This is a genomic window from Enterococcus sp. 2201sp1_2201st1_C11_2201SCRN_220225 (assembly GCF_040925905.1).
Lineage (GTDB): Bacteria > Bacillota > Bacilli > Lactobacillales > Enterococcaceae > Enterococcus_C > Enterococcus_C asini_A.
Genome location: NZ_JBCOJC010000039.1, coordinates 1 through 23118, shown reverse-complemented (window position 1 = coordinate 23118; position 23118 = coordinate 1). Strand labels below are relative to the sequence as shown.

Annotated in this window: 22 protein-coding genes, 1 tRNA gene, 1 pseudogene and 1 other annotated feature; of the genes and pseudogenes, 3 read left to right on the top strand and 21 right to left on the bottom strand. The window is 41.4% G+C overall.

The annotated features are described in order from the left end of the window. The 12 genes from AB5754_RS10245 to AB5754_RS10190 form a co-directional block, all read right to left on the bottom strand. Nucleotides 1-1640: acyltransferase family protein (locus tag AB5754_RS10245; RefSeq protein WP_368259574.1), on the bottom strand; the 1640-nt coding region annotated here is incomplete at its 3' end. 61 nt (nt 1641-1701) lie between these two features. Then, nucleotides 1702-2577, bottom strand: coding sequence for a YitT family protein (locus AB5754_RS10240; RefSeq protein ID WP_368251147.1), 876 nt, complete (start codon nt 2575-2577; stop codon nt 1702-1704). A gap of 144 nt (nt 2578-2721) precedes the next feature. Further along, nucleotides 2722-4491: an aspartate--tRNA ligase gene (gene aspS, locus AB5754_RS10235; RefSeq protein ID WP_368251148.1), complete on the bottom strand. Its 1770-nt coding sequence runs from the start codon at nt 4489-4491 to the stop codon at nt 2722-2724. Between the two features lie 14 nt (nt 4492-4505). Continuing rightward, entirely contained in the window at nt 4506-5807 is a 1302-nt protein-coding gene (gene hisS, locus AB5754_RS10230) for a histidine--tRNA ligase (RefSeq protein ID WP_368251149.1), read from the bottom strand. Between the two features lie 419 nt (nt 5808-6226). Next, nucleotides 6227-6877 carry a hypothetical protein gene (locus tag AB5754_RS10225; protein WP_368251150.1) on the bottom strand — a complete coding sequence of 217 codons (651 nt, stop codon included), beginning with the start codon at nt 6875-6877 and terminating at the stop codon, nt 6227-6229. Between the two features lie 223 nt (nt 6878-7100). Next, nucleotides 7101-7946, bottom strand: a complete 846-nt coding sequence (locus AB5754_RS10220; protein ID WP_311832588.1) for a MetQ/NlpA family ABC transporter substrate-binding protein — start codon at nt 7944-7946, stop codon at nt 7101-7103. Nucleotides 7947-8001: 55 nt separating this feature from the next. Continuing rightward, the gene (locus tag AB5754_RS10215; RefSeq protein WP_368251151.1) at nt 8002-8688 is read right to left on the bottom strand and encodes a methionine ABC transporter permease; all 687 of its coding nucleotides are present in this window, start codon (nt 8686-8688) and stop codon (nt 8002-8004) included. Next, entirely contained in the window at nt 8681-9715 is a 1035-nt protein-coding gene (locus AB5754_RS10210; RefSeq protein ID WP_368251152.1) for a methionine ABC transporter ATP-binding protein, read from the bottom strand. Before AB5754_RS10210 ends, AB5754_RS10215 begins: the two co-directional genes overlap by 8 nt. Before the next feature lie 67 nt (nt 9716-9782). Next, nucleotides 9783-10035: a binding site (T-box leader), on the bottom strand. A gap of 160 nt (nt 10036-10195) precedes the next feature. Then, nucleotides 10196-10534 carry a glycine cleavage system protein H gene (locus tag AB5754_RS10205; protein WP_368251153.1) on the bottom strand — a complete coding sequence of 113 codons (339 nt, stop codon included), beginning with the start codon at nt 10532-10534 and terminating at the stop codon, nt 10196-10198. Nucleotides 10535-10537: 3 nt separating this feature from the next. Next, nucleotides 10538-10894, bottom strand: a complete 357-nt coding sequence (locus AB5754_RS10200; RefSeq protein ID WP_311832584.1) for an arsenate reductase family protein — start codon at nt 10892-10894, stop codon at nt 10538-10540. Between the two features lie 32 nt (nt 10895-10926). Then, nucleotides 10927-12120, bottom strand: coding sequence for an FtsW/RodA/SpoVE family cell cycle protein (locus AB5754_RS10195; protein WP_368251154.1), 1194 nt, complete (start codon nt 12118-12120; stop codon nt 10927-10929). Nucleotides 12121-12300: 180 nt separating this feature from the next. Continuing rightward, a complete protein-coding gene (locus AB5754_RS10190; RefSeq protein WP_311832582.1) occupies nt 12301-12537 on the bottom strand; it encodes a hypothetical protein in 237 nt (78 codons plus the stop codon). A 198-nt stretch (nt 12538-12735) separates the two neighbouring features. Between AB5754_RS10190 and AB5754_RS10185 the strand changes: the two genes are divergently transcribed. The 3 genes from AB5754_RS10185 to AB5754_RS10175 all read left to right on the top strand — a co-directional run bounded on the left by AB5754_RS10185 (nt 12736) and on the right by AB5754_RS10175 (nt 14235). Beyond that, nucleotides 12736-13167 carry a MarR family winged helix-turn-helix transcriptional regulator gene (locus AB5754_RS10185; RefSeq protein WP_368251155.1) on the top strand — a complete coding sequence of 144 codons (432 nt, stop codon included), beginning with the start codon at nt 12736-12738 and terminating at the stop codon, nt 13165-13167. Further along, nucleotides 13160-14023, top strand: a complete 864-nt coding sequence (locus tag AB5754_RS10180) for an NmrA family NAD(P)-binding protein (RefSeq protein WP_368251156.1) — start codon at nt 13160-13162, stop codon at nt 14021-14023. Before AB5754_RS10185 ends, AB5754_RS10180 begins: the two co-directional genes overlap by 8 nt. A gap of 139 nt (nt 14024-14162) precedes the next feature. After that, a tRNA-Thr gene (locus AB5754_RS10175) sits at nt 14163-14235 on the top strand. Nucleotides 14236-14287: 52 nt separating this feature from the next. Here AB5754_RS10175 and AB5754_RS10170 read toward each other — a convergent pair. From AB5754_RS10170 to AB5754_RS10130, 9 genes and pseudogenes are all read right to left on the bottom strand, one after another. Continuing rightward, nucleotides 14288-15028, bottom strand: a complete 741-nt coding sequence (locus AB5754_RS10170; RefSeq protein WP_368251157.1) for an alpha/beta fold hydrolase — start codon at nt 15026-15028, stop codon at nt 14288-14290. Nucleotides 15029-15129: 101 nt separating this feature from the next. After that, nucleotides 15130-15759 carry a uracil phosphoribosyltransferase gene (gene upp / locus AB5754_RS10165; RefSeq protein WP_311832578.1) on the bottom strand — a complete coding sequence of 210 codons (630 nt, stop codon included), beginning with the start codon at nt 15757-15759 and terminating at the stop codon, nt 15130-15132. Nucleotides 15760-15850: 91 nt separating this feature from the next. Then, on the bottom strand, nt 15851-17479 hold the full coding sequence (locus AB5754_RS10160) for an ABC transporter (protein ID WP_368251158.1): 1629 nt from the start codon (nt 17477-17479) through the stop codon (nt 15851-15853). Beyond that, entirely contained in the window at nt 17472-18236 is a 765-nt protein-coding gene (locus tag AB5754_RS10155) for an ABC transporter ATP-binding protein (RefSeq protein WP_368251159.1), read from the bottom strand. Before AB5754_RS10155 ends, AB5754_RS10160 begins: the two co-directional genes overlap by 8 nt. A gap of 144 nt (nt 18237-18380) precedes the next feature. Next, nucleotides 18381-19625, bottom strand: a complete 1245-nt coding sequence (glyA, locus tag AB5754_RS10150; RefSeq protein ID WP_311832575.1) for a serine hydroxymethyltransferase — start codon at nt 19623-19625, stop codon at nt 18381-18383. A gap of 133 nt (nt 19626-19758) precedes the next feature. Then, entirely contained in the window at nt 19759-20793 is a 1035-nt protein-coding gene (locus tag AB5754_RS10145) for an L-threonylcarbamoyladenylate synthase (RefSeq protein WP_368251160.1), read from the bottom strand. Nucleotides 20794-21004: 211 nt separating this feature from the next. Continuing rightward, complete coding sequence (prmC, locus tag AB5754_RS10140; RefSeq protein WP_368251161.1) at nt 21005-21844, bottom strand: peptide chain release factor N(5)-glutamine methyltransferase; 840 nt, start codon at nt 21842-21844, stop codon at nt 21005-21007. Further along, on the bottom strand, nt 21837-22910 hold the full coding sequence (gene prfA / locus AB5754_RS10135) for a peptide chain release factor 1 (RefSeq protein WP_368251162.1): 1074 nt from the start codon (nt 22908-22910) through the stop codon (nt 21837-21839). Before prfA ends, prmC begins: the two co-directional genes overlap by 8 nt. 36 nt (nt 22911-22946) lie before the next feature. Next, nucleotides 22947-23118 (bottom strand): annotated as a pseudogene (locus tag AB5754_RS10130) (thymidine kinase); the annotation flags it as partial.

Below are 23118 nucleotides of genomic sequence, written 5' to 3'. Positions count from 1 at the left end.
GACATAAACTCACTAAATTGAGCTTCTGTGAAATCTCCGTTGGTTCCCAGGCCAATAATCACAGGATCTTTTAACAACTTATCATCATCTAATTTCTTGATCAACTCTCCACTGGTATAAACTTGGCGATTCACATCCGCATCTACCACCACGTCTGGAAACAAGTCTTTAATATCTTGGGCAGCTCCTAACATGACGGAATCCCCAAAAGCGGTAAAGGACATTTTAGCCGCCTTGGCTACTTCTTCTTCTGTTAAACCATACGTAGTAGCGACTTCTGCCAAACGTTCTTTTTCCGCAGAACTGGACGTTTTGTCAGAGGAGTCTTGGCTTTCTTTTGCCTTGGCATTTTTCTTAGATTCTTCTGCTACTTTTTGATTTTGTAAAATCTGTTCTTGCATTTGTTTTTGTTGAGCGGTCACATGATTAGATGGCGCGATAATAAAGCCCACTAAGGCGGTGACCACTAATAAAATTCCGGGAATTAACAAAGGTTTTTGACGACTGATAATCGGTTTGGTAAACCAGCTGCGCACAGTGGACCACGTATTCTTATAATCAAAACGTCCCAATGGTTTGTCAATTAAGTGATAGGTGATTTCCGCAATCAAGACGATTAAAATCACTTCAATTAGCGTGTGAAGCCAAATATTATCTGCAATATTTTTTACTTTTGCTTCATAGAAGACCATCACTGGATATTGGTACAAATAAATACCATAGCTGCGTTTGCCAATGTAAGTGAATAACGGATTGCTCAGCCATTTGTCCAAACTCGCTCCAGGATGAGCCACCACCATAATTAAGAGAACAGACACTAAGCTAACTAAGAGCATCCCCCCACGGTAAACGAAGCTATATTTGGCATCTAAGAAGAAGAAAGCTGCGATTAATAGTACAAGGCAGATAATCCCCACCGCATTCAGCATTTTCTTTGCTTGGGCTGGAATCTGACTGCGCAATTTATTAGTCGGCCAGATAAAGGCCACCGCACTACCTAACCAAATGGAAAATATCCGGGTATCTGTTCCATAATAAACCCGAGTAGGATCCGCTCCGGGAGTAAAGACAATACCCATCCACAAAGCCGAGACCAAACTGGCAATAAAAATTACTAGAAAAATCTTCCCCCGCTTTTTGAAGACCTTCATTAAAATCACAAACAAAATGGGCCAAATCAAATAATTTTGGGCTTCCACTGAAAGATACCAAATATGAGTAAAAGGACTCTCATTGGTGAAGCGTTCAAAATAGGAAAGCCCTTGATTGATCTGCCACCAGTTATTGAAATAAAGGAGTGCTGAGGTCACTGCCCCTTTTAAATTGTTCAAAAGATTCCGTTGAAACAAAGTGATATAAGCCGTAGTAATCAATAAAAAAAAGACTAATGGCGGATAAAGCCGTTTTAAACGCCGCTTATAAAAGGCTTTTAAAGAGATTTTTCCTTTTTCTTCCCATTCCATACGTAAATGATCAGTAATCAAATAACCAGAAATGCCAAAGAACACCGGCACCCCTAAATAACCTCCCCGCATGCGTTCTGGCATCAAGTGATACAAGATAACCCCGAGGACAGCGAGCGTTCTTATTCCATCAAAACCCGTTATGTAACGGCGCTTTTTCAACTGTTTTTTCTCCATAAGCAAATCCAACTTTTCTATTAGTATCGGTAAATTTTAAAAAGCTGCGCTAAAGAGCGAATTAAAGCTCTTCTTCGTAAAAGTGGCCGAGAATTTGCACGTTATCCGCAATGCTGACGAAAGCTTTCGGATCGGCACTTTTCATAGCCTGACGCAAGATGGGTAATTCATAACGAGTAACGATAGTTAGTAGCACAGTTTGCTTGTCGTGCTTATAGGCTCCTTCTGCTTCATTAATAATGGTAATCCCTCGGCGCAAACTCTTTTGTACATTGTGAATCACGTGGTCCGGGTGGCGAGTAATGACAATCACTTGCATTTTCTTTTGCTTCGTATAAACTGCATCGGTAACTTTTCCGGAAACAAAAATTGCAATGGCACTGTATAAGGCATACTGCCAACCAAACAAGAGACCTGCTGCCGCCATAATGAGAATATTAAAAAAGATCGAAATCGAGCCAATGGTCCGCCCAGTTCGTTTACGGATGGCAATAGTCAAAAAATCCAAACCGCCGGAAGACAGGCCATTTCTTAAGGCATAGCCAATACCAGCGCCCATTACCGCACCCCCGAAAACCGCACAAATAATCGGATCCGTGGATAGGACTTCTTCTGGCATAATTTGCATAAAAAGGGAGGTCAACGCTACCGTAATCCCCGTAAAAAAAGTAAATTTATGACCGATGGCAAACCAGCCAAAGATAAATAAGGGCAAATTCAATACTAAAAGCCATAATGAAACAGGAACTTCCAAACCAAAAAGATTGTCCGATAAAGTATGTAAAATTTGGGCAATCCCGGTAATCCCAGAAGAATAAATCTTTCCTGGTTGATAAAAGACATTCACACTAATCGACGCTAACAAGGCATATACCACGGAAAAAGAAAATTTCTGGGCATAGTCATGATGAGGTAGTGTCGTAAACCATTTTTTCACGAAATCGGTCCCTCGTTTCAATCATTCATTTTCATAAAGCTCCGGCACTTTTTAACAGCACTTGAGAAGCCACATCCAATTATACGAATAAACCTGAAAAAACAAAAGGACAACCCTTGAAAAGTTGTCCTTTGTAATACTTTTTTATTCTTCTATATCTGTTACATTGATACTTAACTCGTAAAGTTGTAATGGGGAAACGGTACTTGGAGCTTCTGTCATTGGATCGGCCGCTTTGCCGTTTTTCGGAAAAGCGATGACTTCTCGAATATTGTCTTCTCCTGCTAAGAGCATAACCAAGCGATCTAGCCCTAAAGCAATGCCTCCTAGTGGTGGGAAACCATAGTCTAGCGCATCTAACAAGAAGCCAAATTGTTCTTGAGCTGCTTCATCAGAAAAACCTAAAGTACGGAACATTTGCTCTTGTAACGAGCGATCGTGGATTCTTAGAGAACCTCCACCTAGTTCGTAACCGTTTAAGACAATATCGTAAGCTTCGGCATAAACTTTTTCTGGTGCAGTAGGCAAAAGTTCAATGTCTTCCGCTTTTGGCATGGTAAATGGATGGTGAGCAGAAACATAACGCCCTTCTTCTTCGCTCCATTCAAATTGTGGCCAATCGGTAACCCATAAGAAGTTAAACTGAGGTTCGTCAATTAAGCCTAATTCTTTGCCCAGACGAGTGCGGATTGCGCCTAATGTTGCGGAAACGACAGTGTAATTATCAGCACCAAAGAGTAACAAGTCCCCCGCTTCAGCATTGGTTGCTGCAATGATGTCGGCTTCTTTTTCTCCAAAGAACTTGGCAATCGGACCTTTTAACCCCTCTTCTTCCACTTTCAACCAAGCTAAGCCCTTGGCACCAAATTGACCAGCGTATTTGCCTAAGTTGTCCAAATCTTTTCGGGAATACTTGCTGGCGCCACCTTTAGCATTTAACGCTTTCACCACACCACCTTGATCCAAGGCCATTTGGAAAACTTTAAATTCTACGTCTTTGACTACTTCAGAAAGGTCGATTAACTTCATTTCAAAGCGGGTGTCTGGTTTGTCAGAGCCGTATTGGTTCATGGCATCATCATAAGTCATGCGTGGGAAAGGTAATGTCACTTCTATGCCTAAGACATCTTTCATGACTTTTTCCAGTAACCCTTCTGTGACTTCTTGAATTTCTTCCATGGACATAAAGCTCATTTCCATATCTACTTGAGTGAATTCCGGTTGACGGTCCCCACGTAAGTCTTCATCCCGGAAACAACGGGCGATTTGATAATAACGATCAAAGCCAGAAGCCATTAATAACTCTTTAAAAATTTGTGGTGATTGAGGCAATGCGTAAAAATGTCCTGGGTGTACCCGAGACGGTACTAAATAATCCCGAGCTCCTTCTGGCGTGGATTTGCCAAGATAAGGTGTTTCAATATCCAAGAAACCTAAAGCATCCAAGTATTCTCGAATGGCGTGAGTAGTTTTATGACGCAAAATCAAATTTTGAGTCATTTTCGGACGGCGTAAATCCAAGGCCCGATTTTTCAAACGGGTTTCATCACTGATGGTTTGTTCATCTTCAATGGCAAAAGGTGGTGTTTTTGCCCGATTCAAAATCGTAATGTCTGTCGCCATGATTTCAAAGGCTCCGGTAGTCATTTTGGGATTCACCGCTTCTGGTGCCCGATTTTCCACTACTCCAGTGATTTCAACCACGTATTCGCTACGGCATTTATCCGCTATTTCCCAAGCTTCCCGGGATTTTTCCGGATTGAAGACCACTTGGACGATGCCTTCTCGATCGCGAAGGTCAATGAAGATCACGCCTCCTAAGTCTCGACGTTTTTGTACCCAACCTTTTAAAGTTACTACTTGATCCAATTGCGCTTGTGCTACTTGTCCACAATATACCGTACGTTTTGCCATTTCCAAACTCCCCCTTATTCTTTATCAAACAGAACTATCGTCATTTCGTCGTAAATTTCATCAAAACGGGTGTAAACATCCTTTAAAGCAAAAGTCTGTTCTTGGCGAGTTGCCATGCCCTTAATATTCACAACGCCTTCTGCTAATTCATTTTCCCCAATGGTTAATACTAGCTTAGCCCCAGCTTTATCTGCTGACTTAAACTGGGCTTTCGCTTTGCGGTTCATAAAGTCTCGATCTGCGGAAAAGCCAAAATTGCGAATGGCTTGCAATAATTTCAAGCTTTCCAAATTCGTAGCTTCCCCTAATCCCACTACATAAGCATCCAATTCATTTAAAGATGGCAAAACGATGCCTTCTGACTCTAGTGTCAATAAGATACGTTCAATCCCCATAGCAAATCCAAAGGCTGGAGTATCCACGCCGCCGAGCTCTGCCACTAAGTGATCATAACGGCCTCCAGCACAAATTGTGGCTTGAGCGCCCATGCCTGGTGCATCACTCATGATTTCAAAAATCGTGTGAGTGTAATAGTCCAATCCCCGTACCATATTGCTGTCCACTTCGAAAGGAATGGCTAAAGCCGTCAGCATTTCTTTTACCGCTTCAAAGTGGACTTTGGCTGTTTCACTTAAATAATCCAAAATCGAAGGAGCTTCGGCGACAAACTGCTTGTCCCGTTTGTCTTTAGAATCCAAAACCCGCAATGGATTTTCGTGTAACCGGCGTTTTGAATCTTCGCTCAGTTCTTCAAAATGGGGTTCCAAGTATTCAATTAACGCTTGGCGATAGGCAGTACGGGTTTCTTTATCCCCTAATGAATTGATCACAAGGCGTAGTTTTTGTACACCCAATTGTTTGAAGAAATCCAAAGCCATTGCCATAGATTCCACGTCGGTAGCAGGATTGCTGGAACCAAACGCTTCCACACCAATTTGGTGGAATTGACGCAATCGCCCTTTTTGTGGCCGTTCGTAGCGAAACATTGGTCCCATGTAAAAAGCTTTAAATGGTTTGGGATATTCTGGCCCATAAAGTTTGTTTTCCACAAAGGCCCGTACCACAGGGGCTGTACCTTCTGGACGCAAAGTCACGTGGCGATCTCCCTTATCGTAAAAATCGTACATTTCCTTAGAGACGATATCAGTCGTATCCCCCACACTGCGGGAAATCACTTCATAGTGTTCAAAAATTGGGGTTCGTATTTCTTGGTATTGGTAATCTCTAAATAAAAGGCGGGCAGTTTCTTCAATGAATTGCCACTTATCGGATTCTCCCGGCAAAATATCATTGGTACCTTTTGGACGTTGATACATCTTACATTCTCCTCACATTGGATTGGTTTTGGTTACAGGCGGTTTTCCTCAAAACAAAAAATCCGCCCCTGTGAATAAACACAAGGGCGGATGAAAAGTCATACGCGGTACCACCAAGTTTTTAAAAATCCGCACGATAAAACAGATTTTCCTCAAGAGTGTAACGTACTCGAAACGGAAGCGGCTTTGCACGCGCTCATCTCCGGAATGTCTTTCAACACTGGGACTTTAAGGGATTTCCAGCCAAGATCCCTCTCTCTAAAAAGCCACCTGCTGTCTACTCTTTCCATCACAGATTCTCGATATTACAAATAAACTTACTAGATTTTCTGAAAAAAGTCAAGGTATTTCATCCAGTTGATTTTCTGAAAAACAACCGCTGAAAACCGCTGCACCGCCACAGTCCCTACACCGACTGTTTAAAACAACATTCGCAACATGACAATCACATAGCGAATCAAACGATACAAAATAAAAAGAAAAAAGAGATTGCTTAGAATAAAACTCACTGCATTTCCCGCACTGGCTTTTAAATTTCGCCACGTAAAACGCCGTAAAAATCGCGGAGTAGCAGAATAACCGCCGCGGCTTAAGCGGAACTTCTCTTCATAGGTCAAATCCAGCATATCGTAATAAACCATCTGTAAAGGTTCTTTGGCAAAGAAGCGTTTATCAAAACCCACCATTAATGTATATTGCTTATTTTGAGAAGGCAAATTACGTACGCCAGCTTTGTTAATGCGCGTCAGGAATTCTGAACCATCATAAATATTGTAACTATATTCGTCTTCCACTACGCTTTCAATCTTGGCCTCCGGTTGATTTTTAGCCAAAAGTCCTTGAAAAACTTCTGGAAACTTCTGGGCTTGTAGCCAGTAATAGCCGGCAATCACCAGTAAAATTATTAAAAGCAAGCCATTAATCAACAAGTGCTCTTTTACTAGCCACGTATAAATCCCAATAATTGCGGCTGCAACTAAGGCGATGGTAATCCGTTTGGTAAAATATTTGCGATACATAATGCTTACCGTGCGTTTATAATAGTCAAAATCAGCTTGAGGAAAATCCATAGTCAGCCTCCTAAAATTCTTTTATTTATTATACACTATCTTTTTTTTAGAAAACTAATTTTACTCTTTGGCTGCTATAAATCACTGCCAACAATTGCTTAAAGATTTTCATTTAAATTCCAAACTGTTAGTCAATGAAACTGATTGCTATGAAAACAAGCTTGGACCCGTCTATCTCAAGATAAACGGGTCCAAGCTTCCTGTTTGGTATCATTTAATTTTTTTATTCGGCATCGACAATTTTCACAGCGCCATTCCATTTTTCGTCCACGAATTTTTTCACTTCGTCACTGTGCAAGGCTTTTACTAAAGCTTTAATGTTCGCTTTGTCTTCGTCTCCAGCACGGACAGCGATAATGTTTGCGTAAGGAGAGTTATCATCTTCAATCAAAAGTGAATCATCAGCAGGCACCATCCCTGCACTTAAAATAAAGTTGGCATTGATAGCTACTAATGCATCCCCTTCATTTTCATAAGTGGGAACCAAAACGCCCGGATCAATGTCGTGTTTGAATTCCAAATTCTTTGGATTTTCGGCAATATCATCAAATGTGGCGGTAGTTTTTTCTACCCCATCTTTCAAAGTGATTAAATCTGCCTCTTCCAAAATGGTCAAAATTCGGCCCCAGTCAGAAGCTGAGTTTGACGTAATCACTTGAGTGCCATCTTTAATATCATCAAGGCTCTTAATATTTTTAGAATAAATTCCCATTGGCTCAATGTGAATTGCTCCGGCATTGGCAAAATCATAGCCGTATTCTTCCACTTGTTTGTCAAAGTAAGGAACGTGTTGGAAGTAGTTGGCATCCAATTCTTTTTCGTCTAAGGCTTTATTGGGCATTACATAATCGGTGAAAGTCTTAACCTCTAATGTGATGCCTTCTTTTTCCAAAACAGGTTTTGCGGCTTCTAAAATTTCTGCATGGGGACTTGGTGAAGCGCCCACTACTAAGGTACTGCTTTCTTTACTGTCTTCAGAACTTGTTGTCGTATCACTCCCACTACCACAAGCGGCTAAGCCCGTTGCTACCAATAAAAATGTTGCTGCTAGTCCAAAAATTTTCTTCATTTCCTTACCCCTCCAATATTTTTTATATCCAAAACCGCTAGTTGCGGTGAAGAACCTAACGTTTGTCTAACTTATTGGTTAAGAAATCACCCAATCCTTGAATGATAAAGACGATAATTAAAATAATAATTGTAGCCATCAACGTCACCGTCTGATTGTTTAATTGAAAGCCTTCCGACCAAGCCAGAGAACCTAAGCCTCCAGCACCAATTGCTCCGGCCATAGCGGTGAAACCCACCATGGAGACAGCAGTCACTGTAAAGCCAGAAACCAAAGCTGGCAAACTTTCCGGAATCAAAACTTTGTAAATAATTTGCCACGTGCTCGCTCCCATAGCATTAGCGGCTTCAATTACCCCACCGGAGATTTCTCGCAAGGCAATCTCTACCATACGAGCATAAAAAGGTGCTGCCGATAAGATCAAAGCTGGTAGTGCTGCTACTGGTTCAATAATCGTACCCGTAATGGCTTTTGTAAAAGGCATAATCAAGACCATTAAAATCATAAATGGAGTGGAACGGAAAATATTGCTAATCACCGACACCACATTGTAAAGCACGCGATAAGCAGAACTTTTTTTCTTGCCCAAACTGTAAAGTAAAAGTCCTAGTAAGAAGCCTAGAATTAAGACGGCCAATAAAGAAAAGCCAGTCATATATAAAGTATCAACAGTAGCTTCTTTCATGCGCTCCCAATTGACTCGCTCAAAATTTAAATACGTTTCTGCAAAACTTTTATCCACGTTTTATTACCTCCACTCCTACTTTTTGGTCCAAGAAAAATTTCGTTGCTTCTTCAATCGCTGCAGGTTTTCCTGTAATCATTACCGTTAAAGACCCAAAAGCCGCCTCTTTAGTAGTCTGGACTTTCCCCGACACCACATTAATATCCACGTCAAACTTGCGAATGGCTTGGGAGATAATTGGCTCATTGGCATTGTCTTCCGCAAAACTCAAAGTCATAAAGGTACCATGAGGATTGGCTTCGATAAACTCGCCTAAAACCTCCCGTAAATCTTCTTCCGGATTTAAGTCTTGTTGGACAAAGCGTTTGGTGACTCCTTGTTTTGGATGACGGAAGACTTCTGCTACATTGCCTTCTTCTACTACCCGACCTTGTTCCATCACTGCCACTTTATTGGCAATTTTGCGAATCACATTCATCTCGTGGGTGATCAAGACAATGGTTAAATTCAACTTTTGGTTAATATCTAACAACAAGTCCAAAACCTCATCTGTCGTTTGAGGATCCAACGCACTAGTGGCTTCATCACAGAGTAATAATTTAGGGTCATTGGCTAGTGCTCGGGCAATGCCCACTCGCTGTTTTTGTCCGCCGGATAATTGAGAAGGATAGGCGTCTTCCCGACCTTCCAAGCCGACTAATTCAATTAATTCCGCCGCTTTTTGCTGCCGTTCGTTTTTCTTCATTCCCGCTAATTCCAATGGCAATTGGATATTTTCTGAAACAGTGCGGGACCAAAGCAGATTAAAATGTTGGAAAATCATGCCGATATTTTTACGAAATGCTCGCAATTCTTTGGGCTTTAAGCACTCCACATTTTCCCCATCCACTACCACGGAGCCGGAGCTTGCAATTTCTAAACCGTTTAGCAAACGAACCAATGTACTTTTCCCGGCGCCGGAATACCCGACAATCCCGTAAATATCGCCTTTTTCTATGGTAAGCGAAACATTTTGCACCGCTTGAATCGGTTGTTTTTTTACGGTAAAGGTCTTGTTGACCTGGTTTAATTCAATTAATGCCATCTTACTGCCTCTTTTCTCTTAATTGTAAGACACAAAAAAGCCTCGTCCTTCATATGAGTTCACTCATACAAAGGACGAGGCCTACTAGACTTCGTGTTACCACCTTTATTCGCCATTACCTCGCGATAATGACCTCCATCGGTACTTGAAAAAATTCGCATACCTGGACGCTGTAACGGGCGTTCCCGTATTAAGCTTGCCAAGGCTCACTTAATCTGCTCAAAGACCATCTTCCATCTCTTCAATCGTTACCTCGTTTCAGCTAAGGAGGCTCTCTGTCAAACGAATCGGACATGTACTCTTCTTTTCAAAGCGTTCAATTACTATGCTGTTGTTGAAGTGATTATAGCAAGCAAGACTGGTGGTGTCAATCGAAAACTTTCTGAAAAATGATACTTTTATAAACGAATGTAAAAATAGTCCTAGTTTCGCTAAAAAATTTAGCGAAACTAGGACTAGGTGTACTGCTTACTTAATGGTTTACAACGCTTCAAAATCCGCTGCTGTCACATCTTTAAAAGAAACCAACCAAGCGTTCATTTCATCTTCATCATTTAAAATATTGATATCTTCAACAATTTTATCATTTACCGAAGAAATCACACCAGTTAGTGGCGCTTGAAACTCTTGCACAGCTTTTTCAGCTTCTACTTCGATTAAAGGTTCGCCAGCTTTTATTTCTTTGCCTACTGTTGGCAAATTAGCAAAAGTCACAGCTCCAAGTTCTTCTTGAGCAGCTTTGGTTAAGCCAACCACGTATTCTTTTCCATTAAATAAAATCCACAAATTATCTTTTCGTTTCAAACATTTTTTTTCCATGAGTTATTCAAATACTCCTTTATAATCAGTTTCTTTAAAACCTATTGCCACCACTTGATTCTCTTTAACCAAAAGGGGCCGTTTAATTAACATTCCATCTGATGACAATAAAACACTTGCTTCTTCACTTGTCAAGTGAGGAACTTGATCTTTTAACCCGAGTTCTCGATATTTTTGCCCACTAGTATTGAAAAAACGTCGCAAGGGCAGATCGCTAGTTTCAAACCAATGTGCAATCGTCTTGGCATCAGGGGGCGTTTGAATCATGTCGTAAGTTTCAAAGTCCACCTGATGCTCTTCCAGCCAGGTCTTCGCTTTTTTACAAGTACTACATTTTGGATACCAATATAAAGTGTACATAAAATCCCTTCTTTCTCAGAGCAATCAGTGCATTATTCTTTAGGTGCTCCGGCTTGATACGGCATAGATAAAATCAAGCCAATTCCAATCATATTACTTAAGATGGAAGAACCACCTTGACTAATTAAAGGCAATGGAATCCCCGTCAAAGGCAAGAGCCCGATATTGGCCCCAATATTTTCAAAAACATGGAAGAGAATCATCATGATGATTCCCGAAGAAATGTAAGTATAAAACTCATTATTGGTGTCATAGCAGACTTTAATCATTTGGTAAATCAACAAGAAATACAATAAAATTACAAAGGCACTACCCACAAAGCCGAAATTTTCCCCAATTACTGTGAAAATCATATCTGACTCCCGCACCGGCACGTAGACATCTGAGACATTAAAGCCTTTGCCAAACAATTCTCCCGAACCAATGGCCATCATCCCATAAGCTTGTTGCATGGAATCGCCTTGAATATCGTGGAAAGGATCTAACCAAGAGTCAATTCGTTTAAACTGGTATTCTTGGAAACCTACATGGCTCAAAATATCCCGCCCCGTATCCGAAATAACCAAAAACAAAACGGTACCGGCTAAAATCACCCCGATAGCCATGACCGGAATAATAATCCGCCAAGAAATGCCGGACATTAAGAAAACACCACCAAAAATGGCTAGGAACACTAACATTGTCCCGAAATCTTTTTGAGCCAGAACTAGTGCGATGACAGGCAAAGTCACTGCCAACATCTTGCCAATCAATTGAAAATCTGTGGTTAAGCTACGGCGCTTGTACTTCACATTATGAGCCGTCACCACTAAAGCCAGCATCATAATATAAGCAATTTTCATTAATTCCGCCGGCTGGAAGGTCAGATTACCCGTAACCCGAAACCAGTTTCGCGAACCTGTGGTGGCCGCTAAGGACTTATCATAAAACTTCAGTAAAGCCAACATGACTACCAAACCAGCACCATAGATATAAGGAGTCAATCGCCAGAGCCATTTGGATTTTATTTGCATAATTAAGACAATCGCCACGGTCCCTAAGGCATACCAAAGACCTTGCATCAACAGGCCCCGAACCACCGACGGATTATTAGGATCATGGCTTAAAGCGGTGTATAGGGAGGTCAGTCCCACTAAACATAATAAAAAAACTGGCAGAATCACACCGTAATCGATCCGATTGCTACTCAGATATTGGTTATCTTTTCGAGAGAGTCTTTGCTCCATATTTCCACTCTTTTCTGTAAAGTTACACTCATCCACTCATTATAGTGGGTTTACTAGAGAAAAGAAAGTCTCCTTACCGGCAATCCTTAAAAATCTTAAGAAAGAACTAAAGGATGACAAGCAAAAAGCAGCTCCAATCAAATGACCAGAGCTGCCAATAATAAATCCAATTGTCTATCTTTACAATTTTTGAAGCTTTTTATAATTGATAATCAATACACCGTTGTATTGAATCATCAAACTCTGATTTTCAGGAGTCTCATCCAGTTCAACGACAGCTGAATTTTGCAATTGCTTAGTAATCGTACCGGTTTGAGGTTTACCAAAGACTAAAAATTTCACATGGGTTTCTGGCTTAAACTTCTGACCGATATCCGACGGGACGATTGTTGCATCAAACTTTCCAAATGTAGCCAAAGTAAATAACCCCCTTCATGTATCCTATTATAGCACACTTTGTGAAAATTTTCAGAAGTTACGTTTCAAAAATAATAGAGTTCTTTCAATCTTAAGAAAACCGATACCTTTATTTTTGATGATTCCTCCTTGACAAAGTTAAGTTAATTAACTACATTGTGATTAAGCAACTTAACTATTTTTTTGAAAGGAGCTTTTATGAAACAGCCACTAATTGTGGAAGGGGCCAATATTATCTCCTTATTTTGCCGACTATCGGTCCACATGAAAAAGAATTTGCCATTGCGCCCTAGTGAAATCGGCCTTTTGATTTATACCGTAAAATCAGAGACGCCTGTGACACCTATTATGGCCGCAAATTATTTCAAAGTATCCAAGCCGATGATTGCAGGGATGGTCAAGCAGTTAAGTGCCACTGGTTACTTAACAAAAACACCTTCAGAACATGATCGCAGAAGCTACACCTTAACCCCTACGGCTAGTACCAAAGCATTAACCGAAGAAGTTTATGATGAATATTTTAAAGATATGCGTCGTTTACTTAGTGGCATGGGCGAAAAGAAATTTCAAGATATGCTGCACTTATTAGCAGAAGCAAATACACTCTTATTGGAGAAAGAAAATGAGTAAAATTATGGTAACAGGGGCATTAGGCAATGTGGGCAGCTATGTAGCCGAATACCTTTTAAAAAATGGTGAAGACGTAGTTTGCGCAGATATTAGCCTAGCTGCTTTAGAACAAAAATACCCAGTAAACACTACCAACCGCTATTTTGACTTTACGGATGCCAATACTTTTGAAGCTGCTTTACAAGGAGTAGATCGTATTTTCATCATGCGCCCGCCTCATCTTGGCAAGCCGGAAGATTTAAAACCCTTTGTAGAAGCCCTTAAAGCCAGTGGACAGATTCGTTTGGTGAGTTTCTTATCTTTATTGGGTGTGGAAAAAAATCCCGTGCCACCTCATCATAAAATTGAAAAATACATTGAAGCTGCGGGTCTGCCTTATTGCCATATTCGTCCTAGCTTCTTTATGCAAAATGTGACGGGTGTTCACGCCTTTGAAATCAAACACTTCGATCGCATTGTAATCCCTGTTAAAAATGTGGTGACTAGTTTTATTGATGCCGAAGATATTGGAGAATTGACCGCTAAAGTATTATCTGAACCGGAAAAACATCAAAATACCGCCTACTCGATTACTGGTCCTAAAGCGCTGAATTATCATGAAGTGGCCGAAATCATGTCAGAAGAATTAGGCCGTAAGATTACTTATGCCAATCCTCAGCCGGCCTTTGCCAATAAATATTGGCGAGAAGTTCGAGGATTAGATAAAAAATATGTTTCCGTTATGGGGATGCTTTACTTAATGACTCGCTTTGGTGGTGCCAAAACGGTAACCAACGTCTTTGAAGAGGTCATGGGCAAAAAAGCTCGTACTTATCGTGAATTTGTCAAAAAAAATCTAGCTGCTTGGCAACAATAAGGTAGCATTTCACCCCTTCTATTTCCTCGAGTAAAGTCTTGTAACCGACACTTTACTCGGGTCTTTTTCAAATCCGGCTACTTTTTACTTGCTCTGACTTTACAAACACTATTTTTTTCTCTATAATCTTATTCGTTAGGCCGGCTTAGCTCAGTTGGTAGAGCAACGCACTCGTAACGCGTAGGTCGTAGGTTCAAGTCCTATAGCCGGCATACTAAAAAGGATCGCCTCTTATTTTTGAGGCGGTCCTTTTTAATATGTTTTTTAGTTGCGTAATTGTTGGGCAAAAAATTCCGCCACAGCTTCCATGGTTGATACTTGCACTAGATGATTAGCATCTTCATTTACGAAAGTTAGCCGCAGTTTTGGGTGTTTTGCCACAAAATCGGCTACGTCTTCAAAGGGAATCTTTTCATCTTGACGGCCGTGCCAAAAATACAAAGGTCGATTGTGTAGCGTTTCCGGATGTAAGCTTAAATCATAGCTTTCCACCCAAGACAAGAGTTTCTGGAAATCTTTAGGAAGTTTCACTTGCTCTTTAGTTGCCCGTTTCAGCATATACTCCCTATAAGCAGTCGGACTAGGCGTACCCATAATACAAGCGGCCGCGGTGATTTCCGGATGCTGTGTCAACAGCCCACAGGTGGTCATTCCTCCCATTGAAACTCCTCCCACACCGATTTTATCCGTCACCAAATTCAACTTCTGAAAATATTCCAGCAAATACTCAAATTCAAAAAGATTACTGTAAATGCTACTCCAAAAAGTTTGCGAGACAATCGGTGAAACTGGTCGTAGCCGTTCTCCATGATTGTCAGCATCTGGCAAAATCACCCGGATGCCTTTAGCCGCCAGCTTACGCCCTTGGGTTAAGACCAACTCTTTTCTAGTTTGCCAACCATGGTAATAAATCACCAAAGGCAGCCGATCATGAATTTGTTCTTGGGGAACTACTTCAAGTAGCGGAATTTCCCCTACTTGTCGTTTTCGTACAGTCAATTTCATACAGGACTCCTTTCCTATTGATTCTTTTATGATAAGTATGCCAGTTTTCACTGTCTTTCTACTAAAAAAGCTTCTCAGGAAATCTCCTGAGAAGCTACAACTTATTTTGTCCCAAACAAACGGTCGCCGGCGTCCCCTAGACCTGGTTCGATATAACCATGTTCATTTAAACGTTCGTCTAAAGCGGCCGTGTAAATGTCAATGTCTGGATGAGCTTCTTGTAAGGCTTTTACGCCCTCAGGTGCAGCGACAAGGCAGACAAATTTAATATTTGATGCGCCCCGTTGTTTCAAAGAGTCAATGGCCATAATAGCAGAACCACCAGTCGCCAACATTGGGTCAACCACAAATAATTGACGAGAAGCGATATCTTCTGGCATTTTGAAGAAATATTCGTGAGGTTCTAGTGTTTCTTCATCTCGGAATAAACCGATATGGCCAACTTTAGCCGCCGGAATTAATTCTAAAATGCCATCCACCATGCCAATACCAGCACGTAAGATCGGTACGATGGCAACTTTTTTACCAGATAAAGTTTTTTGGACGGTTTTTTCGATCGGTGTTTCGATTTCAATATCTTCTAAAGGCATGTCTCGTGATACTTCATAAGCCATCAACATGGCGATTTCGTTGACCACCTCGCGAAAGACTTTCGTTCCGGTATTTTTGTCCCGGATAATGGTTAGTTTGTGTTGGATCAATGGATGATCAATAACTTGGAATTTTCCCATGAGTAGCTCCTTTAGTTTTTCCTATATTGTAATGCAAGTTTTCCAATCCGACAACTGTGGAATGAATAAGGTGGCTTTTCTTTAACAGCTTCTAATCTTTCACTGCTTTCTTTCCTAGCGCAATCCGTCTACGCCAGCTTAAAGTATCCAATTTATTCCAAAATTGGGTCTTAAAGTAGAGGATGATACCGCAACCTATCAGCAACACGCCTCCTAAAACAAATAAATTCAACGGTGCAAAGTCAAAAGCATTCACCGCCATGGCATAGACGGTGATTAAAATCCCACCCACAAGCATTCCGCCAAAAATTCCCATCGCTAAGACTATCGATCCACCGCCCCGACTAAAAAGTTGGGTAATATTGGTCCAATTTGTCATTAACAAGCGATAATCCCGGGCAAAAAAGAATAAGCTGAAAATCAAACTACCAAAAATTCCTCCTAAGAGACTGCCGAAAATCAATAAAGGTTGAGAAACGATGATTATACCTGCCACTAAAATCATAATAGTCACAAGAAGTGTTTGAATTCCCCAGCCAATCAAAAACTTCTGTTTTAAATAAGCTTTTTTCTCAATAGGCAAACTTAAAATAAACTCATAATTTGGGCCATCTAAAGAAATCAAATTGGCCACAAAAGAATTTTGATTGGTCATTAAATAAGATAAAAAGATGCCCAATACAAAAGCTACCCCTACAAATTTATCTGGAAGATTGCTTACTTCCCCCATCAGGTTAAACCCCATAGAAATCAAAATGATTACCGGCATCAGCACCGAAGAAGACAAGACCTGCATCAATAAGTTGGGTTCTTTCAACAACTGCAAATTGTAACTACGCAACTGTTGGCTAAAATTACGATTCAATTTACGGCGTCGACGAGTCACTTGGTTACTGCTAGAAATTTCTGTTAACTGCTCGTAAAGCTTTGGTAAAAAGCCTTTTTGAATCACAAAGGCCAAGAAAGCAAATACACCTATTACTAGAAGCCAGCCCACTAGACCTAACACAGTCGCCGGTTGCTTTAACACCCAATAAATAGGCAAAAAGAAGGGTAATGCTGTTCGATCTGCCACTAAAGTAGCAGCCCCAGAGCCTTGTAATAACATCACACCTGCCACTGCACCTACAGTTGAAATCATCATTAAGGCTGTAATCGCCGCTTTTTTATGTTGTTGAAAAACCTTGGTTCGAGTTAAACCCAAAACGATTAAAGCGCCAATAAACAATAACGAACCGGTTAAAAACAAGAAAGCCACAAAACCTAAGACAATCGCCAGTGGTAAAAAGACCCTCGATTGAATGCCGGTAATGATAAACAAGGCCAAGAGCGGTAAGCAATAAGGCACTACATTTAGCATAACCACCAAAATTTTGGCAATAAAAATCTCACCTTGACTAAAAGGTAGTGGCAAATAAGCGGGTAAATCGCGACTTTCAAAGAAAATATTGTAAATGACTGAAATTCCTTGAGTAATCGCCAAAATTGCAAATAGGCCTAAATACATGGTGAAAAAGCCGGGCATCTGACTAAAGTTCACCGTTAGCATCATGCCGCCATAGAGAACCAAGAAAAGTACCGCTACCCAAAGGAACTGGCTGATTAAGTAGCGATTCATCTTTTTACTGGAATAGCCTTTTTTCCGTGCTTTTTCGGTTACTTGAGGTGACGCATAGCGTAAAGAAACGGAAAACAGCTGCCACAATTTCTTTCTATTCATGGGCGCTTTCCTCCAAGTCAGCCACTAACTCATGATCTGCCTTTCGTCCCGCCATCTTTAAGTAAATAGCTTCTAAAGATTCCCCTGGTGAAGTGGCCAGTAAATCATCGGTTGTCCCGTTGTAAATCAGCTCGCCAGCTTTTAAAATTGCCAATTCATCACAAAGTTGTTGGGCTGTATCCAAAACGTGAGTCGAAAAAATCACCGTCTTGCCTCGAGCTGCGTGTTGTTTCATCATTTCTTTTAAATCATAACTAGCTTGCGGGTCTAAGCCGGTCATCGGCTCATCCAAAATCCAAATATCCGGATCGGGTAACAATGCCCCAATTAAAATGGCTTTTTGTCGCATCCCATGGGAAAAACTACTTAAAGTCTCTTCATGGTGATGATTCATATCAAATAAATCCCCCAGCTCGCTTAAGCGCCGGGCTTTATCTGCTGAAGTCATCTCATAAGCCGCAGCGATTAAGTCCCAATATTCCCCTGCCGTTAATGCTAAAAACATATCTGGTGTATCCGGTACATAACCGATTCTTTTTTTAATGGCTAACCGATTCTCCGTTAAGGATTGACCATCCACAAAAATAGTGCCACTAGTAGGTTCAATGACACTCACCAAACTTTTAATGGTGGTGGATTTTCCCGCCCCATTATGGCCCAAGAAACCAAAAATTTCCCCGGTTTTAATTTCTAAGTTCAAATCCTTTAAAGCTGTTTTGTTGCCGTATTGTTTTGTTACTTGTTGAAAACGAATCATTTCCAACGCCCCCTTTGCTAAAGCTTTAATTAAGCCAAAGATACACTTTTCTACCAAAAAAGCCCACGAGACGTGAGCTTTTCGTTATTCTATAGTCTACTCCAATTTAAAACAGCCGTCTATGTCTTGAACTATGAATGTTTTTTATAGTTCGGGATAAAGAGGATATTTTTCCACTAATGCATTGACACTTTCAGCGACTTCTGCAAGACTAGCCTCATTGTCATGTTCCCGCAACGCTTTCACCACTAGTTTTGCCACTTCACTAGCATCTTCTTCTTTAAAGCCACGGCTGGTAATAGCCGGTGTGCCCACGCGAATCCCACTAGTTTTAAACGGACTCAATGTTTCAAAAGGAATTGAGTTTTTATTAGCAGTAATATTCACTGAATCCAAAATGGCTTCTGCTTCTTTCCCATTTAATTCAAACCCACGCACATCAATCAACAATAAATGATTATCTGTGGCCCCAGAGACTAAACGAGCTTCTGGTGCTTGGTTAAAGACTCTCGCCATGGCTTGGGCATTTTTAATCACTTGCTCCCCGTATTCTTTAAAGCTTGGATCAAGTGCTTCTTTAAAACTAACTGCTTTAGCCGCAATCACATGCTCCAACGGTCCTCCTTGAATCCCTGGAAAGACCGCAGAATTGATCTTTTTGGCCAATTCTTCGTCATTGGTTAAGACCATCCCGCCTCGGGGTCCCCGTAAGGTTTTATGGGTGGTGGTAGTGGTAATGTCTGCATAAGGAACTGGGGATGGATGCAGTCCTGCTGCTACAAGCCCCGCAATATGAGCCATATCTACCATTAATTTAGCCCCTACTTCATCAGCGATTTCCCGGAATTTAGCAAAATCAATGGTGCGGGAATAAGCACTGGCTCCTGCCACGATAAGCTTTGGTTGATGTTGACGAGCTAAAATGCGCACTACATTGTAATCAATTACTTCAGTAGAGGGATCTACCCCGTAGCTGACAAAGTTATAGGTTTTACCAGAGAAATTGACCGGTGAACCATGAGTTAAATGTCCTCCAGCCGATAAGTCCATGCCTAATACTGTGTCTCCAGCTTCAATCAAAGCCAAATAAGCCGCCGTATTGGCTTGAGAGCCCGAATGAGGTTGGACATTAACGTATTTTGCCCCAAACAATTCTTTTGCCCGATCAATGGCTAAGTTTTCTACTATATCAATAAATTCACAACCGCCGTAATAACGACGACCTGGATAACCTTCTGCATATTTATTGGTCAAAACACTGCCTTGTGCAGCCATGACCCCTGCTGAAACGATGTTTTCGGAGGCAATCAGCTCCAAATTATTGCGTTGGCGATTTAACTCTTGATCAATTGCTTCCCATAAGTCTGGATCAAATTCACGGTAAGTCATGAAAAAAACACCCCTTCTATTTTGGTTACAGGCATTGTAACACAAAAGCGAAAAAGTGTTTACTGAAAATTTCTAATTATTTTGATTTTCTCTTACAAATAACAAAGTCTAAAAATGGGAAGGCTAATGAGACTCATTTCATTCCCGCTTCAAAAAAACGGCCACCGCTCGCCTTGCTCAAGCGATTCATGTAGGCCGCCCCTAATCCTTGGTTGTCAAACGTTTCCACCAAGATAACCTCTAAAGCTAGCTGGGGATTATCCAGAGCTCTCAGACCGGCAAAGAGACTTTTAGCCCCGGCAGCTACGGTATCTTCCGGCAGCATGAAGACGGCTGCGGTTTGATAACGCATTTTTTCGGCAATTTCCGGTCCTGCAATTACGCCTGCTTTTTTGTGTTGTTTTTGTACCCACTCCAAAGCGGCAGGCCAGTCCTTTTCCCGCACCATTAAAACTTCTGTATCAGGGGCATAATGCTTGTATTTCATCCCCGGAGCTTTTGGCGTTTCACTAGCAGAGACTAAATGACCGTCTACCAATACCGGACTTTCTAAAAAGGATGCCAAATCTTCTTGGGTCACTGCACCGGGACGCAAAATCATCGGTGGCTGACTAGGATCACTTACATCCAAAACCGTGGATTCTACCCCGATTTTAGTCGCTCCCCCATCTAAAATCCCAGCAATTTTCCCCGCTAAATCATGATAAACATGTTCAGCAGTGGTGGGACTCGGTTTCCCAGAAGTATTAGCACTAGGCCCTACCAAAGGCACTCCCGCTGTTTTGATTAAACGTAAAGTCAACTCTTGATCTGGCATTCGAAAAGCAGCTGTGGATAAGCCTCCGGTAACTACTTCCGGTAAACTCCCTTTTTTAATGGAAAAAATCAACGTTAACGGGCCTGGCCAGTATTTCGCTACGATTTTTTCGGTCAATGGATGAAAGTTGTCCACATACTCTTTTACTTGTTCAAAGCCGGCCACATGGACGATTAAAGGATTATCAGAAGGCCGTCCTTTGGCAGCATAGACTTCTTTTACCGCCTCAGGCAAAAGCGCGTTTGCCCCTAGTCCATAAACGGTTTCAGTAGGAAAGGCTACCAAACCACCGTCTTTAATCACTTTGGCTGCAACTGGAATCTGCTCTGCTTCGTATAGAATTGTTTCCACAGTTTATACACATCCTCTTTTTGAAAAATCACGAGTTTATCAACAATTTCATCCTAGTTATGCACATTTTGTGGATAACTCCTTTGTCAAGTGTGGATAAGCATGTTGATAACTTAATTTTTGTGGAACACCTTGCTAGAACTACGTTAGCTTTTGTGAAACAAAATAAAAATTTTTTTATACACAGCTAGTGGACAACTTTCCCACCTGATTATTTCACGTGGATGATGCGATCACATCCAGCCATATCTTTTATAATTGTCACTTCTTTTTTCGGGAAAGCTTCTTGAAATAGCCCTTGAACTGCTGGACCTTGGGCAAACCCGATTTCTAGAAAAATCTGACCCCGTTCACTCAATAGCTCATAGGCTTGTTGGGCTAGTTTGCGGTAAATCGCTAGGCCATCTTCTTTGGCAAACAATGCCAACTTCGGCTCAAAACGCCGCACACTTTCATCCATTAACTCCCATTCTGATTCGCTAATATAAGGAGGATTGGATAAAAGTAAGTCAATGGTGAGATCTGCTACAGGCTCCAAGGTATCACCTTGATAAAAATCCACTTCAGCTTGCAGGTTTTCAGCATTTTCTTGTGCGATCTTCAAGGCAGACTCTGATAAATCCGTCACCGCCACTTGCCAATTAGGCCGGGCTAATTTTACCGATAAGCCAATCGCTCCAGTTCCGGTGCCAATATCCACCACTTGAATCTTTTCTTCAGGAGAAAAACTCTCAATTGCTGCCATCACCAGCTCTTCTGTTTCCGGTCGAGGAATCAGAGTTGCTTTGGTAACGTTAAACCGATGACCACAAAATTCTTCATAGCCTAAGAGATATTGAGGAGGCACAAAATCTAGCAAGGCGCTAACATCCGTCGCTAACTGCTCTTGGTCTGCCGCTGGTATCGCTTCTTGAAAATGTAAAAGCCACTGGGTTGTACTCCATTGCTTTCGTCGTAAAAAGACATACAAGATACTTTCTGCTTCCAGACCTTTTTTCGCTAGCAAAGAAGAAGCCCTTAAAAGCGCTTCTCGGTAACTGACATCAGCCATTTTGCATCTCCGCTAATTTTTCCGTTTGGTCGTAAATCACCAAGGCATCGATGATTTCATCTAACTTCCCGGCTAAAATCTGGTCTAATTTTTGAATGGTTAAGCCAATCCGGTGATCCGTCACTCGGTTTTGCGGGAAGTTGTAAGTCCGAATTCGTTCCGAACGATCCCCAGTTCCTACCGCCGATTTCCGATTCGCATCGTATTCACTTTGGGCCGCCTGACTAATATGATCATACACTCGAGCTCGTAAAACTTTCATAGCTTTTTCCCGGTTTTTCAACTGGGAACGCTCATCTTGCATCGCTACCACAATCCCTGTAGGTAAGTGAGTTAAACGTACCGCAGAGGCAGTCTTATTGACGTGCTGTCCACCGGCACCAGAAGCATGGTAAATATCCGTACGAATGTCTTTGTCTTCAATGTCGATTTCCACTTCTTCCGCTTCTGGCATCACCACTACAGTAGCCGTAGAAGTGTGAATCCGTCCTTGGGATTCCGTAGATGGCACCCTTTGGACCCGATGAGCACCCGATTCGTATTTCAATTTAGAAAAGACATTGTCTCCCGTAATCATCATAACTACTTCTTTAAAGCCACCGATACCGGTGACGTTAGAATCAAGGACTTCGGTTTTCCAACCTTGGGATTCGGCATATTTTTGGTACATATTAAAGAGGTCTCCGGCAAATAACGCCGCCTCGTCTCCGCCAGCAGCTCCCCGGATTTCCATAATGATGTTTTTGTCATCGTTAGGATCTTTAGGTAACAATAAAATTTTGATTTGTTCTTCTAGTTCTTCTTTTTCTTTTTTAGCATCTACCAACTCTTCTTTAGCTAACTCCGTCATCTCAGGGTCTAAGTTTTCTGAGAGCATTTCTTCAGCGTCAGCAATGCTTTGAACCGTCTTTTTATAACGACGATATACCGCCACCGTTTCTCTAGTGTTGGCTTCTTCTTTGGTTAATTCCATTAAACGCTTGGTGTCGGCAATCACTTCCGGGTCACTGAGCAGTTCTCCTAATTCTTCATAGCGGTCTTCAATAGCTTGTAATTGATCGTACATGAGTACTCCTTTCAAAAATCGGCACAAGGCCTTCTCTTAAATTTCAGGGTGGAAATAATGATGGCGACAAACCGGGTAGTAGGCTTCATTGCCACCGATTTGAACTTGATTGCCTTCATACACCGGCTTGCCATTTACATAATGCAAATTCATGCTGGCCTTTTTATGACAGAACCAGCAAATCGTCTTCATCTCCTCGATTTTATCC